The organism is Bacillus sp. FJAT-45350 (assembly GCF_002335805.1).
Classification (GTDB): Bacteria; Bacillota; Bacilli; order Bacillales; family NISU01; genus FJAT-45350.
Genome location: NZ_NISU01000001.1, coordinates 1,365,853 through 1,380,351 on the forward strand (window position 1 = coordinate 1,365,853; position 14,499 = coordinate 1,380,351).

Genomic DNA, 14,499 nt, shown 5'->3' on the forward strand with positions numbered 1-14,499 from the left:
AAAAGTCGATATTCATACTATCCTTTACACCGAACAAAAATAATTCTTCTTTATTATAGCAGAAAACGGAAATAAATGCAAAAAATTGAAATTAAACTAAAATAGGTACAAAATCCACAAAGAAAGAAAGGCTTTATTCCATAGAAGCTAACACCTCATCTATTTTACCGGAGATAAGTGGATAGAAATATTTCTTTGCACTGGATGTTGAATTTCCACCGAAAAATCCTGTACCAGGGCAAGTTTTCACATTATAATCTGGCCCATTATCTAATACCTTTTCTCCTGTTTTTAAATCCCACCAATGATGGTATGTGATACTGTCTATGGAAGGAGATAAGCCGAACTTAATACAAAGTAAGGCATTAATATACACAATCGTTTCCTTTTGTTGTTCCGTCATTACATCATTCCCGATATCAAAGTTCCCAACATGTTCAATCGAAAGAGCTCCTGTGTTAGCAGTAGCACCAATTGAACCTTCTGGGGCTACATTAAAAGGTCTAGATACGGCTATTTTCCCATCTGGGAATGTCGTAATGTTTTGAGCGATATTACTCCAACCCATCTTGTTTATATGATGATTTTCCATCCCACTTAACATTCTAAAATGGTTTGAGCCATCAAAATGTTTGTATGACGGAACCCATGTGTGATGTTGCTGGATCTTTGTAATCGGTCTGTTGAATTCATTGTGAAATAACCAATCTTTAAATTCCTCTCTTGTCATAAGAATATGCTGTCCTTGCATGGTCATTTTTTGTGGAACAATTTTGATTATTTGTCCAGTATACAGCTCTTCTGATGACAGTCCGTTTATTGTTTTTATTAGTTCTATTGATGAATTATGTGTTATAGCAATGTCCTTTAATGTGTCACCAACGACAACTTCATAAGTTACCGGTACCCACAATTTTTGTCCGGCTAATAACGTATTAGATTGCAATCCATTTGTTATTATTAGTTCATCAACTGTCGTATCAAATCTTTCTGCGACTTTGGAGATTGTATCGCCTGTTTTAACGACATAAATATTACTAGGACCAGATTCTGCCGAAAATACAGGAGAATACGTAAGCAACACACAAAAAAACAAACAAATTATGAACACAATGTTTTTTTTCATATTCAATTTCCTTTCTTAAAAATCGTATTCGTAGCTTTGCGGGGTTTTGGTCATTCCTTAGTTTGTTGTACGATCATAAATATATTCTCCATAACATTTTTTTAATCTCCATTGTTATGTAAAAAACTACTTCTAGAAGAGAGAATTCTTCCAGAAGTAGTAATGTTTAAATCTCTATTGTAATGAGCTATTGTTTTGGTTTTGATATGAAGAATTTTGGAATTGATTTTGTTGTGATTGTTGGCCTTGACCTTGACCTTGACTTTGGTTTGTACCTTGACCTTGCTGTTGTTGTTGTTGTAATTGTTGCTGAGATTGGTTAATTTGTTGAGTAATTTGGTTAAGCATGTTAAATGATTGAAGTGACTGTTCAACACCTCCTAATGTTTGTGTAGCTTGTTGAATTGATTGTTGCAATTGCTGGAATGTTTTTTGTTGTTGCTGTTGTGCTTGGCTACTAAATTGTTGCATTTGTTGTAGTAATTCGTTTGAAGATTGCATTGTTTGGTTTGAAGCCGTACCACCCATACCACTTTGTTGTTGAGTAGACTGCATTTGTGTTAATGCATTTTGCATCGTTTGTAATTGATTTCTTAGAGGCATTAACTCATCTCCAATTTCTTCCTCGACTTTTGATTCAGTAATTCTTTCAATAACAGCCTTTTCAGCAGCAGCCTTTGTTTTTGCATCAACGTCTCTAAGTGTTTTTGTGTCCTTTTCCATAGCGAATTCCTCCTGAAATTTGTTTTGAGTGATTGGGACTGGTCTAACTAGATGGTAGTTAGACTCTGTTTCTCGTTTGCGACCTGTAGCATAAACAATACCAATTGCAACAGCAAAGCCCAAAAGTACTAAGAAGAATAACATTCCAAAAATGGTAATGCACCTCCAAGTTGACTGCACCATTTAAAATGTTTGGTAAAGCAGTACCTGAGTTATTATGGTCTTAATTGCGGTATGTATTACTTGAATTAATTTCCATAAATAAAATAATCTAATAAATCTTAAAATGAATTTTCCAGATAATTTGTGCAAAATCATTGGAAAAATGAGGCTAAGTCACTACACCAGTAATGATATAAGTGTTTTAATTTACGGGGGTGACTATGCTGACTGTAGACGAAGTAAAAATAAATCCAACATTCAATACATTGACTACTGTTTCTAAAAAATGTTTTCATTAATCAGTGAGCGTTTGAATGTACAGACAGCTTATGTAACAAAAAGAGGCGATACAGCTATGACTGTATTAAGTTCTTATAATAAAGAAGAAGAGATCATTCCAGAAGGTTACAGCGTTGAATACGGTGATACATACTGTAGACTAATTATTAGTAACAAAGGTCATGCTATGCACACAACTAATTTAGCAATAGATGAGTTAACAAAAGAATTAGAAGTAACAAAGCTTTTAAACACAAAAGGTTTTCTAGGTGTTACGTTAAAGGATTTAAAAGGGAATGTATTTGGTACATTATGTGTAATGGATCGTAGAGAAAGAACGTTTTCAGCTGAAGACATAGTATATCTAAAAAATATGGCTAATATTTTATCTCATATGATAGAGTTGGATTATATGAATTACAATATTGGTTTTTTTAGCGTTCCAATTATTCCTATTACTGAAGATGTTGCACTACTTACTTTGCAAGGTATTGTCGATGAGAAACGTACTGAACAAATCATGGTAGATGTGTTACATAGTGTCGCTGAAAAGGAATTTGATTATTTCATCATGGATTGGTCAAAGCTTCGTTTAGAAGATGATTCGTATAGTAATGTTCAAAATGTGCTTTTTAATATTATTAATGCCCTCAAATTAATGGGTGTAGAAACAATAATAACGGGGGTTACTCCAACTTTTGCAAGAAAACAAGTAAATAATTTTGATGTCAAAGAATTCAAAACAAAAATGGTAAAAGACGTACAAAGTGCACTTGAATACGCGGGTTATACATTAACAAAAAAATAATTATAAGTACGAGACGCTAGAAGCAATTCCTTACTAACTAAGGGGTTGCTTTTTCTATTTTCCTATCAAGAATAGATTTGATAGTATTTTTATTAAGAATAGGTTTATTTTTTTTTGAATAGGGTATTTAAGACAATTAGGTGTATAAAAAATAAAGTGAGGGAAACGCATGCTTACATTCAACACAATTATTTGTAAACTAACAAATAGTCCTTCCGTCATCAATAGTGGGGCACATATCCTTTACATGTATAATGATATTGATACATATATAGAGAATGCGATTAGCTTCATTTATGAAGGTATCCTACAAGAAGCATTCGTATTTTTAATTGAAAACGAAGAAATAACAATTAGAATAAAAGACCAATTGTCATTAATGAACTTGACAATTGAGCAAATGAACTATGTTACATACATAAAATCTGATGAGTTTTATCTTATTGATGGAAAATTTGACGGAATAGAAGCAGGAGCTAATCTGAAATCACTTGTACAACCTCTTATTGATAAAGGAGGTTCCATACGAACATGGGGGAAAATACCTGTTGCAACGGATAACATACTGGATTCAATTAAATTTTATGAATGCTCAAAGGATAAATATATTACCGAAAGAAACATGATTTCGGTCTGTTCATATAGCAATATATCTTCTCCAGCTTATTTACAAAATGAGTTACTCAAAACACACACACATATTATGACAGACGATGATTATAATCTATCACCTTTTTACAATCGGAAACATCATGATTATTCTTCCGTAGAGGTAGTAAGGTCACAGCTAGTAAGAAAAAAAATTAAAGACCTAAAATATCAAAAAAGCCATTTAGTATTTGAGAATAATAAATTTAAAATAAAAAATGAAGTAATTAGGAAAAGTGAGTTTAAACTTCGAACGATCATTAATGAACTTCCAATTCCTGTTATTATTAGAAGTAAATCAAAGATTCTTTATACGAACGATGTTGCGGAAGAGAATTTCTCTATTGCTTCCATAAATACAATAGGTAAAGATACGCTTGAGGATTTCTTTTCTAGTTATGAATTAGATGTACCCAATGCGTCAAATCAAACGGTGCATGAACATCAGTTTATTCACGAAAACGGTAAGAAGAAATTTTATTTAGTAAAGTCAATCAATATTATATTTGAGGAAGAACCAGCGATAATGCACTCTTTTGTTGATATTACTCAGGAAAAAGAAAATGAGAAACTCATTATTCGTTCTGAAAAAATGAATATAGCAGGTGAACTTGCAGCTAGTATTGCTCATGAATTAAGAAACCCACTAACAGCTATTAAAGGGTTCTTCCATATGTTAAGAAATACAAATGAAGATAAAGAGATGTATTATGATATTATTGAAGACGAGCTTTCACGTATTGAGCAAATTTCTAGTGAATTATTAACACTTGCGAAGCCTCATTCTGAGAACCGAGGTAGTCATAATATCATTCAAATTGTAGAAGACGTTATATTATTACTTACGTCCCCATCAAATATGAAGAGTATTGAAATAATCCTTGAAACTACTGAAGAAGAATTAAACATAAATTGCGAAGTAACAAAAATTAAACAAGTCTTTATTAACTTGGTCAAGAATGCAATTGATGCGATGAAAAATGGCGGTATTATCAAGATAAACGTTAAGAAAATTAATAAAAATATTGAAATAAAAGTCATTGATCAAGGTTGCGGGATTCCGACAGAATTAATTAATAAAATCGGAGAGCCTTTTTATACAACGAAAGAAAAAGGGACTGGAATCGGACTAATGATTTGCTATCAAATAATTGAAAGCCATGAGGGGACAATCCAGTTAGAAAGCAAAGTTGGTTGTGGTACGACATTCACTATTACTTTACCAGCAACCAGTGAAAGAGTAATTGCCTAATAAATATTATATCAATTACTCATTAAACGCTCAGTTTACTTATTGTAATAGAGCGTTTTTTGTGCTGAGTTTGAACAAATTATTAATTAGATCTATTAATGAAGTGGCATTATATGTAATATGAATGATATACAATTCAAAAAAATTGATGTTAATTGTTATTTGATAATTTGGGAGGTCTTTATTATGACCATATTAGAAACTAGAAATTTAACAAAAGAGTTCGGAAAATTTACTGCATTAGATGGAGTAAACATGAAAGTAAACGGTGGAGAAGTGTATGGTTTCATAGGACCAAACGGCTCAGGAAAATCGACTACGATCCGTATCTTGCTAGGAATTTTGAAACCGACTGAAGGTGAGGCGAAAATTTTTGGCAAAGATGCATGGAACGATGCAGTCGACATTCATAAACGACTGGCGTATGTACCTGGCGATGTAAATCTTTGGCCAAATTTAACAGGTGGAGAAGTGATAGATTTATTCATGAAATTGCGTGGCTCGAATAACAGGAAGCTTCGAGATGAATTAATCGAAAAATTTAAATTGGATCCTTCCAAAAAGTGTAGAACCTACTCAAAAGGAAATCGTCAAAAGGTTGCATTAGTATCAGCTTTTTCATCAGATGCAGAACTCTATATTTTAGATGAGCCTACATCAGGTCTAGATCCACTAATGGAAAAATTATTTCAAGAATGTGTTCTCGATGCGAAAAAAGCTGGGAAAAGTGTCCTACTTTCTAGTCATATTTTATCTGAGGTTGAAAAGGTATGTGACAAGGTAGGAATTATACGTGAAGGGAAAATGATTGAAACTGGTACATTAAATGAATTACGTCATTTAACAAGGACGAATTTAATAATCGAAACAAAGCAACCAATTCTTAATCTAGAAAACGTAAAAGGAGTTCACGAAATACAAAAAAATGAACAAACAATTTCCTTTCAAGTTGATGTTGAAGAATTAGATGAAGTGATCAGGCATGTTAGTCAATTCGGTTTAAACAAACTAGAAAGTTCACCACCTACATTAGAGGATTTATTTATGCGTCATTATGAGAATGTAGGAGGCGAATAACCAGTGTGGATGCAAACAGGAAGTATGATACGCTTCATAGTACGACGTGATCGAATCCGAATAACCACTTGGTTAATTGCATTGATAGCAATTACCGTTATTACAGCTTCGGCTTTTACTGGTTTATATCAATCAGATGCAGAAAGACAGGCAATTGCTGAAACAATGAAAAATCCTGCAATGATCGCAATGGTTGGTCCAGGATACGGATTGGATGATTATACTGAAGGACCAATGATGGCACATCAAATGTTATTATTCACTGCAATTGTAGTAGCGATTATGAGTATTTTACTCGTTACACGACATACTCGAGAAGAGGAGGAAGAAGGTCGAGTAGAATTAGTTAGATCTCTCCCGGTCGGTCGACTTGCAAATATAAGTGCAACAATAATTGTTTTATTCTCTATCAATACGCTATTAGCTATAATGATTGGATTTGGTCTTTTTAGTTTACAGTTAGAAAGCATGGATTTAGCTGGCTCCCTATTATATGGAGCAGCATTAGGAGCTACAGGTTTTTTCTTTACATCTATTACTTCGCTATTTGCACAACTATCGGAAAACTCTAGAGGTACGATTGGTTTTTCATTTGCAGTATTGGGAGGAGCCTATCTGATTCGAGCTGTTGGTGATGTTAGTAATGAAGCTTTATCTTGGCTTTCTCCATTAGGGTGGATTGTTAAATCAGAGGTATATGTCAATAATTACTGGTGGCCTATCATATTAACAATAGTTTTTTCCATAATACTAGCGGGTATTGCTCTTAAATTAAACGAAATACGTGATGTAGGATCAGGGTTTTTAGCAGCTAAACCAGGGAAAAAGTATGCCTCACCTCTTTTACAAAGTCCTATCGGGTTAGCCTTTCGATTACAACGTACAAGTATCATATCTTGGGCAATAGGTATGTTTGTGTTAGGTCTGACGTATGGTTCGGTATTGGGAGATTTAGAATCCTTTTTTGCAAATAATGAAATGCTACAAAACATGTTAACTCCTGTAGAAGGGTATTCATTAACGGAACAATTTTTGACTATGTTGATGGCAGTTATATCAATGATGTGTACTGTCCCTGCTTTGTTGTTTATGCTAAAGCTTCGCTCAGAGGAGAAAAAGAACCGTACTGAAAACTTGTTAACTAGAGCAGTATCAAGAAATAAATTAATAGGGAGTTATTTATTCCTTTCTGTTTCATTTGGTTTTGTCATGTTATTTCTTGCTTTACTTGGATTGTGGTCAGCAGGATCACTAGTGATGGAAGAGGCTATTTCTTTCACAGTTATATTTAAAGCAGCAATGATTTATTTACCAGCTATTTGGATTATGACTGGCATAACTGTATTACTTATTGGTGTTTTTCCTAAACTTATTAATATTAGTTGGCTTTATTTAGGATATTCATTTTTGGTTGTCTATTTAGGGGGCTTACTAGACTTTCCTGATTGGTTAGGAATGTTATCGCCATTTGGACATGTACCTCAGTATCCAGTGGAAGAGATTTCGATAGTTAAGCTGTTCATCATAACTTCTATTGCGATAGCACTATGTATCGTTGGATTTACTAGCTATAAAAATCGTGACCTTGAAGGGTAAATCAAGATAGGTCTCAGGATAAGTAATAGCCCATTGAAAAAAAGCATGCAATTCGCTTTTTCAGTGGGCTTTTGGTATTGCTTAGCGTAAATATAGGTAGTTCAATGTGGATAAATGAAAGCAAATTCCTCTTTGCGGATTTTATTCTTCAGTATTGAGATTCAACTGCCATATGACGCCAAACTTATCAGTGACTTGCCCATAGCATTTACTCCAAAATGTCTCTTGAAGCTCCATGCCAACGTTTCCGCCTTCTTTAATTTTATCGAAATAAGATTGAATATCTTCTTTGTTTTTACTTACCACCGCAAGACTTATATTGTTTCCCGTAACAAATGGAGTCCCTGGGAATGTATCAGAAAACATAACGGTACTTCCATTTATCGTTAGTCGTGCGTGCATGATTAAATTCTTGGCTTCTTCTGGTAAAGGGTATTCAGGATTCGGTGGAGAATCTCCAAATATCATAATTTGTGGTACTTCTGTTTTGAAAACATCTGAATAAAATTCTACTGCTTCACGGCAATTCCCATTAAAAGTAAGGTACACATCAATAGCCATAAAAAAATATCATTAAAAAATGATTTATCACAAGTTTATCCAAAATGTTTCATAAACAAAAGTTTTTACTTATACCATCATTCATTTTTAATAATTTGACTATACTTATTAAACTGAATTGAGGTGGCCTTACTCGAAAAAACTTATAAAGTCATACGAAAAAGGCAAGTACAGAAATTGTACTTGCCAACAACAATGTGAAACAGATACTTATTGAATAGCTAAGGCTCCACTCATAGAATGTATTCTTAATTTATTGTTTATCGTAGAAGTGATTTTTTTTATTAAGAAGACGATTCTCATTATCCTAAAAAACAAGGCTGGAAATAAGTGAAGTACTATGCTCAAAGGAATCCCTCCACATTGAAGTATAGTGCTTATTAAAAACACTATTACTATTGTTTACAAAATGTAAACTAATTATAGCTATTTTTAAAAAGTTTTATATAGATAGTTTATGTATTGTCTTTTCCTATTTGGGACATATTATTTTAGATGTTAGGAGGTTTCCTTATGGAAGATAAATCAAGTATACGTTTAACCGCTGCTGAAATGTCTACATTGTGGACACAGTATATTAACGATACACTAGCAACTTGTATGAATACATATTTTTTAGAAAAAGTAGAGGACGAGGAAGTACGTCCAATCATTGAATATACATTAAATGAAGCTAAAGAAAATCTGTCTCTCATGAAAGAGATATTTACAAAAGATAACTTCCCTATCCCAATAGGATTTACAGAGCAAGACGTTAATCCCGAAGCTCCGAAGCTTTTCTCTGATACATTCATGCTTGTGTATTTACGACATATGTCTATCCTCGCTTTGGCAGCAAGTAGTGCAGCACTAGGACTAGTAACACGTCCTGATGTAGTGACCTTCCACAAACGGGTACTGTCCAAATCGATAAAGCTACAAGACTTGACCCGTGACTTGTTGCTGAAACAAGGGACATATATAAAACCACCTTATATCTCTGTACCAGACCAAGTTGATTTTGTGGAAAGACAGCAATTTTTAGCTGGATTTTTAGGTAAAAAGCGTCAGATCTCTTCAATAGAAGTAACTCACCTTTATTTAAATGTACAAGGGAATGCGATTGGAAAAGCACTTATATCTGGATTTGCGCAGATTGCTCAAACACCTGAAGTTAAGGAATATATGGTAAGAGGGATGGATATAGCCCATAAACATATTAAGAGTTTTAGTAATTTTTTAATAGAAGAAGACTTACCAGCCCCAATGACTTGGGATTCAGCAATATTAGATTCGACTTCTAAAATTTTTTCAGATAAACTCCTTATGTTTCATATTTCCGCTATGAACGCTTCTGGAATTGGTAACTATGGTATGGCGTTAGCTGCTAGTCCAAGAAGAGATTTAGGATTGAAATATGCGTCATTAATTCCCGAGATATCGTTGTATGCTGAAGATGGAGCTAATCTTATGATTAAATATGGATGGTTAGAAGAACCGCCACAAGCAGATGATCGAGATGAATTAATAAAGAAGTAAAGCAATAAATAACCAGTAGGAAGCAACTCTATTTTTTGCAGTTGCTTCTATTAAATTCCATAAATAAAAATATGCGACCTCGTTACTTCAGTGAAGTTAAGGTTTGTAAGTTTAAAACTATTGATTAAATACCGATAGGGGTAGTAATATAATAAGTTATATTCTCATGAAGGAGGACAAAGCATTGATTAAGAAGTATTGGCAAGTCATTATACCTATTCTCTTAATAGTTGGTTATTTAGGATATCAATTTACGCTAACAACAGGAATTGCACAAATTAGTACAGAAGAATTAGCAACTCTGTTAGATGAAAAGCAAGATGAAGAAATTTTCTTTGTAGACGTTCGTGAAGTTAATGAATTTAATGACGGACATATACAGGGTATGGTTAATGTTCCTCTTAGCCAGTTAGAACAAACTCATCATCAAATACCTACGAACCAACAAGTAGTCATCTTCTGTAGAAGTGGAAATAGAAGTCTTCAAGCTGCTAATCTACTAAAAGATTTAGGATATACCAATCTAACCAATGTTAAAGGTGGCATATTAGCTTGGGAAGGGCATGTTATAAAGTGATAGAATGTAAGTATCTCAAAAGGAGGCAGTCTCTTTTTGAGATACTTACTATGTAATATCATCTACTCCATTATTATATTTTCCAACTATTATGAATTATCTCTTTTAATCCGCATGTAAAAATTTAATGTTACTATAGTAATGTAATGTTTATAGCTTTTGTAGGATGTGGATGTAATGGATGGATTTAAAGATGAATTGGCGATTTTTCTTTTAAATATTTCATTTGTTGGAACGTTATTCTTTATTTATTATAAATATATTGAAGAGAAATATACACAAAATTATAGTTCTGTTTTTATTACGTTTGTATCGGGTATTTCAATTATTTTGTGTATGATTTTTACGATTAATCCTATCGAAGGTTTTATCTTTGATATGAGACATATACCTTTTATTATAGGTGCATTATATGGTGGACGGACTGTTGGATTTATTTTATTAGTCATTTTACTAAGCTTTCGCATTTACATAGGTGGAGTTGGTATTTGGTTTACAGCCTTAGAGTTTTTCTTTATCTATAGTTTTCTATGGTTTTGTATCCCACGTTTTCAAAAATTAACAAACCTGCGACAGAAAATCAAATTGGCAACGAATATTTCATTAATTACTCCAATCATGTTTATCATTGTAGTAGCAGTCTATAATTTAAATTTAACACCACCTTTATTAATAATACTTATCTTTTTACATACTGTACCAGTATTTGGGGTCATTTTCTTCATTAGATTTATTGAAAAAGTACGTGAAGAAAACCTGCTTTTAAAAGAAGTAAAAGAATTAGAAAAAATGAAAATTGTGAGTGAAATAGCAGCTAGTATTTCACACGAGGTTAGAAATCCATTGACGGTTACAAGCGGGTTTCTTCAGCTTTTAAAGGACCCAGATATACCTCCAGAAAAAAGAAGTGAATATGTTGATTATTCACTAAAAGAGCTAAAACGTGCTGAAATCATTATTAATGATTATCTCACATTTGCAAAACCTTCATTAGACAATATCCAACTATTACATATTGAAGATGAGATTGAATATGTAATTAACATCGTGAATCCATATGCAGTGATGAATAACGTAGAGATACTCTTTGAAAAAAATTCAAATGTTGTGATAGCTGGAGAAAGACAAAAGCTTCATCAGTGTTTGATAAATTTAATGAAAAATGGAATTGAAGCGATGCCCGAAGGTGGTAGGTTAGATATAGAATTAATACTCAATGAAAAAACTCGGCAGGCAACCATTTCAATTTCAGATAGTGGTGTTGGCATGGACCAGGAACAACTTGAGCGTTTAGGTACGCCATATTACACGACAAAAGGTTCTAAAGGGACCGGTCTTGGTACGATGGTTGTTTATAGTATCGTTAAGGTTATGCGAGGTCATATTGAAGTGGAAAGTGAAAAAAATAAAGGTACGCGGTTTGTGATTACGTTACCTTGTCCTGAAATCCAAAATTAATGACTGTACTACAATCTGGAAAATCTCCTTATCGTGAGTAATCAATGTGTTATTGCGCAAAATAGTAACTCATCGGGATAATCATTAAGGAGGTTTTTCAACATGCCTAAAGTAGAAGTGTCATGTTCAATCGCAAACTGTTCATTTTATGGTGAAGGAAACGTATGCACTGCTGAAAAAATTATGGTCGAGATTGATAACCATGCAAATTATAATACAGAAATGTCATCAGAGCTAACTGAAAAAAATCACATTGATAAAGTAAATTCTTCAGCAGAAACATGCTGTAAAACATTTAAACCGAAAAATAAATAGCTTTTCGAGTGAGGAGTTGTCGATGAGACAGCTCCTTTTTACTTGGAATTTAGAAATTTTACGAGAACATGATGTAAAAGGGACGTTTTACTTAACTGGTCATGAAATTGAAAATTATTTTAAAGAGGCGATACAAATTGTAGAGGAAGGACATGAAATTGGAAATCATTCCTATTCACACACTCGTATGGTGTTTAAATCTCCATCGTTCATTAAAGACGAGATTGAACCTGGATCTATCATTCTATTGCATGTCATGTTTGAAAGCAGACGAGAATCACTAAATTCCGTCAGTCCAATGATAACAACACTACAAGAGCAAGGATATAGGTTTACAACTGTTTCAGAGTTATTGGGGTATAAATAATAACAAGATTATTCAAAAAGATTAGACACGTTTAACTACACTTTAGTGCTTTAGACTGTCTCAATTTCATTTATATGTTGAGACAGTCTTCAGTTGTTTTTAATCCCAATCATAAAAACAGTAAAAGGTTCCAAAAGTTTTCTTCGCCTCATACATTGCTATGTCTGCTTTATGAATTAATTCTTCAGAAGTCCTTCCGTGTCGACAAGAACAGGAGATACCAATACTAAATGTTGTTATATATTTTGTGTTAAGGGAGGGTATCTGGAATCCTGAAGTAAATGATTCAATAATGTTGGTCACAATCGTGTAAATCTCCTCTTTATCTTCAGTTGATAATAATACAACGAACTCATCTCCTGCTAATCTCGCAGTAAAATGGGATGGGACTGCTTGTGTTATTCGTTGCGAAATCTCTAATAACAATTCATCTCCGGCAATATGTCCGTACGTATCATTTATTATTTTAAAATCATCAATATCAAATAGCATCAAAGTTACATCATCTTCGTTTTTCAATCGTTCTTCTAATGTCTTTAATAAGTAGCGACGGTTTGGGATTGAGGTGAGGGGGTCGTAATAAGCCATTTCTAATGCATTTCGTCTAATTGTTACATCTGTTTGAATGCCTACGAAATAAAGAAGTTCGCCGTAATCATCAAAAATAGGACGAATTTTTAGCTCATTCCAAAATGGGGTTCCATCTTTTTTATAGTTTAATAGTTCCGTTGTAATAGGCTCTTTATTTTTTATCGCGATTCTAATATCTTCCATTGCTTGGCTGTCCGTATCTTTACCACGTAGAAACCTACAATTTTTTCCTATTACTTCTTCACGTGTATATTTTGTTAATTTCGTAAAACCAGGATTCATGTATATGACCGGATTGTCCACTTGATTAGGGTCAGTAATAATCATACCTTCATCAAACTGTTCAATAATATGCTGAAGCTTTCTGTATTCATTTCGTAATTGGTCCAGTTGAAAATCAAAAGTATGATTACTTATCATTTTTCTCTTTGATTGATTTGCATTGGTAGGCAAACCTGTGCTTTTTGAAAACTTCTCCATAGTAATCACCTCTTGAACATTTGAATTAGGACTTTATTAGTATATTAATACGTTATAAAGCTCGGGAGTATCACACATTACTTTTATTTTATACAAATAGTTATATTGTTGACACTCCCTATTCAGTATGTAATAACAACTAATTTTGTATCTTGTCACATCACCATTCAAAGAAATATTTTAACGATAGGGTAATAGCTGTATAGGAAATAACTCCAAAAGCGAAGGTACCGAAATGAGCTTCTTCATCAGGGGGTAGCTCGTATTTCAGTACATTCAAGATCATTGCCCCTGAAATAAATGCAAAAATTATCGATTCAGCCAGTGGTGTCAAATTTACAGTCATTCCCATAAGCCAACCACCAATAATTCCAAGAGCAAGTACATATCTTCCGATGCTATTATAAATATCTGCATACTCTCTCCATAAATCATGGGCAACTGCAACGAAATGAAGACCAACAGCTATGCCATAAAAAACAGCCTGAACACCAGCAACATCATGAGAAATAATTGTATAGGCAACGAGCATATTGTATACACCAAAAAACAGGATTTGTAGCCAGAAGAGGGTTCTTGCTTTACCAGTTTTATTCTTTGCCTGTGCCTTACGAACAACTTTTTGAATCCCATAAAATATTAAAACACCTAATAAACCAATAAAATATAACTCAGATTCCATCGTAAATAAATTTCTATGCTCCTTCACTAGTGTTTGCTCTTTGTGAAGGGAGGGCAGGACATAAACGAATACGTACGATACTGCCAAACCACCAGAAAATGAGAACCATTTTAACCTCTGAATTCTATCTGATGGGATTAACGTATTTGCAAATAAATGAATTAGTATAAAAGCAAAGCCCATAATTAAGGCATCGTAAGACATAGCAAATCTCCTTACTATCTAAATTCCTTTTTAGAATATCCAAACCTACAAAAAACATGAAATACTTGCCAAAGC

General features: G+C 33.3%; 14 protein-coding genes. 9 read left to right on the forward strand and 5 right to left on the reverse strand.

What is annotated here, in order from left to right:
* Nucleotides 1–133: 133 nt before the first annotated feature.
* Together CD003_RS06920 and CD003_RS06925 are read right to left on the reverse strand one after the other, a co-directional pair.
* Nucleotides 134–1,126, reverse strand: coding sequence for a LysM peptidoglycan-binding domain-containing protein (locus CD003_RS06920; RefSeq protein WP_096200430.1), 993 nt, complete (start codon nucleotides 1,124–1,126; stop codon nucleotides 134–136).
* A 174-nt stretch (nucleotides 1,127–1,300) separates the two neighbouring features.
* Nucleotides 1,301–1,849 carry a hypothetical protein gene (locus tag CD003_RS06925; RefSeq protein ID WP_179295470.1) on the reverse strand — a complete coding sequence of 183 codons (549 nt, stop codon included), beginning with the start codon at nucleotides 1,847–1,849 and terminating at the stop codon, nucleotides 1,301–1,303.
* Nucleotides 1,850–2,366: 517 nt separating this feature from the next.
* Between CD003_RS06925 and CD003_RS06930 the strand changes: the two genes are divergently transcribed.
* From CD003_RS06930 to CD003_RS06945, 4 genes are all read left to right on the forward strand, one after another.
* Nucleotides 2,367–3,098, forward strand: coding sequence for an STAS domain-containing protein (locus tag CD003_RS06930; protein ID WP_257008245.1), 732 nt, complete (start codon nucleotides 2,367–2,369; stop codon nucleotides 3,096–3,098).
* Between the two features lie 169 nt (nucleotides 3,099–3,267).
* Entirely contained in the window at nucleotides 3,268–4,998 is a 1,731-nt protein-coding gene (locus CD003_RS06935) for an ATP-binding protein (protein ID WP_096200432.1), read from the forward strand.
* Between the two features lie 186 nt (nucleotides 4,999–5,184).
* Nucleotides 5,185–6,075: an ABC transporter ATP-binding protein gene (locus CD003_RS06940; protein WP_096200433.1), complete on the forward strand. Its 891-nt coding sequence runs from the start codon at nucleotides 5,185–5,187 to the stop codon at nucleotides 6,073–6,075.
* Between the two features lie 9 nt (nucleotides 6,076–6,084).
* Nucleotides 6,085–7,671: an ABC transporter permease gene (locus CD003_RS06945; RefSeq protein WP_096202277.1), complete on the forward strand. Its 1,587-nt coding sequence runs from the start codon at nucleotides 6,085–6,087 to the stop codon at nucleotides 7,669–7,671.
* 141 nt (nucleotides 7,672–7,812) lie between these two features.
* Here CD003_RS06945 and CD003_RS06950 read toward each other — a convergent pair whose 3' ends face one another.
* Nucleotides 7,813–8,232 carry a VOC family protein gene (locus CD003_RS06950; protein ID WP_096200434.1) on the reverse strand — a complete coding sequence of 140 codons (420 nt, stop codon included), beginning with the start codon at nucleotides 8,230–8,232 and terminating at the stop codon, nucleotides 7,813–7,815.
* 513 nt (nucleotides 8,233–8,745) lie between these two features.
* Here CD003_RS06950 and CD003_RS06955 point away from each other — a divergent pair.
* The 5 genes from CD003_RS06955 to CD003_RS06975 all read left to right on the forward strand — a co-directional run bounded on the left by CD003_RS06955 (nucleotide 8,746) and on the right by CD003_RS06975 (nucleotide 12,467).
* Nucleotides 8,746–9,750 carry a DUF3231 family protein gene (locus CD003_RS06955; protein WP_096200435.1) on the forward strand — a complete coding sequence of 335 codons (1,005 nt, stop codon included), beginning with the start codon at nucleotides 8,746–8,748 and terminating at the stop codon, nucleotides 9,748–9,750.
* Nucleotides 9,751–9,934: 184 nt separating this feature from the next.
* A complete protein-coding gene (locus CD003_RS06960) occupies nucleotides 9,935–10,327 on the forward strand; it encodes a rhodanese-like domain-containing protein (RefSeq protein ID WP_257008246.1) in 393 nt (130 codons plus the stop codon).
* Nucleotides 10,328–10,504: 177 nt separating this feature from the next.
* Nucleotides 10,505–11,785 carry an ATP-binding protein gene (locus CD003_RS06965; protein WP_096200437.1) on the forward strand — a complete coding sequence of 427 codons (1,281 nt, stop codon included), beginning with the start codon at nucleotides 10,505–10,507 and terminating at the stop codon, nucleotides 11,783–11,785.
* Nucleotides 11,786–11,887: 102 nt separating this feature from the next.
* Nucleotides 11,888–12,100 (forward strand): DUF1540 domain-containing protein, encoded by a 213-nt coding sequence (locus CD003_RS06970; protein ID WP_096200438.1) that lies wholly within the window; start codon nucleotides 11,888–11,890, stop codon nucleotides 12,098–12,100.
* A 22-nt stretch (nucleotides 12,101–12,122) separates the two neighbouring features.
* The gene (locus CD003_RS06975) at nucleotides 12,123–12,467 is read left to right on the forward strand and encodes a polysaccharide deacetylase family protein (RefSeq protein WP_096200439.1); all 345 of its coding nucleotides are present in this window, start codon (nucleotides 12,123–12,125) and stop codon (nucleotides 12,465–12,467) included.
* A 99-nt stretch (nucleotides 12,468–12,566) separates the two neighbouring features.
* Here the strand turns inward: CD003_RS06975 and CD003_RS06980 are convergent, their stop codons facing one another.
* Nucleotides 12,567–13,538 carry a GGDEF domain-containing protein gene (locus CD003_RS06980; RefSeq protein WP_096200440.1) on the reverse strand — a complete coding sequence of 324 codons (972 nt, stop codon included), beginning with the start codon at nucleotides 13,536–13,538 and terminating at the stop codon, nucleotides 12,567–12,569.
* 160 nt (nucleotides 13,539–13,698) lie between these two features.
* Nucleotides 13,699–14,424: a hypothetical protein gene (locus CD003_RS06985; protein ID WP_096200441.1), complete on the reverse strand. Its 726-nt coding sequence runs from the start codon at nucleotides 14,422–14,424 to the stop codon at nucleotides 13,699–13,701.
* Nucleotides 14,425–14,499 lie beyond the last annotated feature (75 nt).

Excerpts from the sequence above, each read along its gene's own strand:
- CD003_RS06920 (WP_096200430.1), bottom strand. The coding sequence starts at position 1,126 with ATGAAAAAAAACATTGTGTTCATAATTTGTTTGTTTTTTTGTGTGTTG.
- CD003_RS06925 (WP_179295470.1), bottom strand. The coding sequence starts at position 1,849 with ATGGAAAAGGACACAAAAACACTTAGAGACGTTGATGCAAAAACAAAG.
- CD003_RS06930 (WP_257008245.1), top strand. The coding sequence starts at position 2,367 with ATGACTGTATTAAGTTCTTATAATAAAGAAGAAGAGATCATTCCAGAA.
- CD003_RS06935 (WP_096200432.1), top strand. The coding sequence starts at position 3,268 with ATGCTTACATTCAACACAATTATTTGTAAACTAACAAATAGTCCTTCC.
- CD003_RS06940 (WP_096200433.1), top strand. The coding sequence starts at position 5,185 with ATGACCATATTAGAAACTAGAAATTTAACAAAAGAGTTCGGAAAATTT.
- CD003_RS06945 (WP_096202277.1), top strand. The coding sequence starts at position 6,085 with ATGCAAACAGGAAGTATGATACGCTTCATAGTACGACGTGATCGAATC.
- CD003_RS06950 (WP_096200434.1), bottom strand. The coding sequence starts at position 8,232 with ATGGCTATTGATGTGTACCTTACTTTTAATGGGAATTGCCGTGAAGCA.
- CD003_RS06955 (WP_096200435.1), top strand. The coding sequence starts at position 8,746 with ATGGAAGATAAATCAAGTATACGTTTAACCGCTGCTGAAATGTCTACA.
- CD003_RS06965 (WP_096200437.1), top strand. The coding sequence starts at position 10,505 with ATGGATGGATTTAAAGATGAATTGGCGATTTTTCTTTTAAATATTTCA.
- CD003_RS06970 (WP_096200438.1), top strand. The coding sequence starts at position 11,888 with ATGCCTAAAGTAGAAGTGTCATGTTCAATCGCAAACTGTTCATTTTAT.
- CD003_RS06975 (WP_096200439.1), top strand. The coding sequence starts at position 12,123 with ATGAGACAGCTCCTTTTTACTTGGAATTTAGAAATTTTACGAGAACAT.
- CD003_RS06980 (WP_096200440.1), bottom strand. The coding sequence starts at position 13,538 with ATGGAGAAGTTTTCAAAAAGCACAGGTTTGCCTACCAATGCAAATCAA.
- CD003_RS06985 (WP_096200441.1), bottom strand. The coding sequence starts at position 14,424 with ATGTCTTACGATGCCTTAATTATGGGCTTTGCTTTTATACTAATTCAT.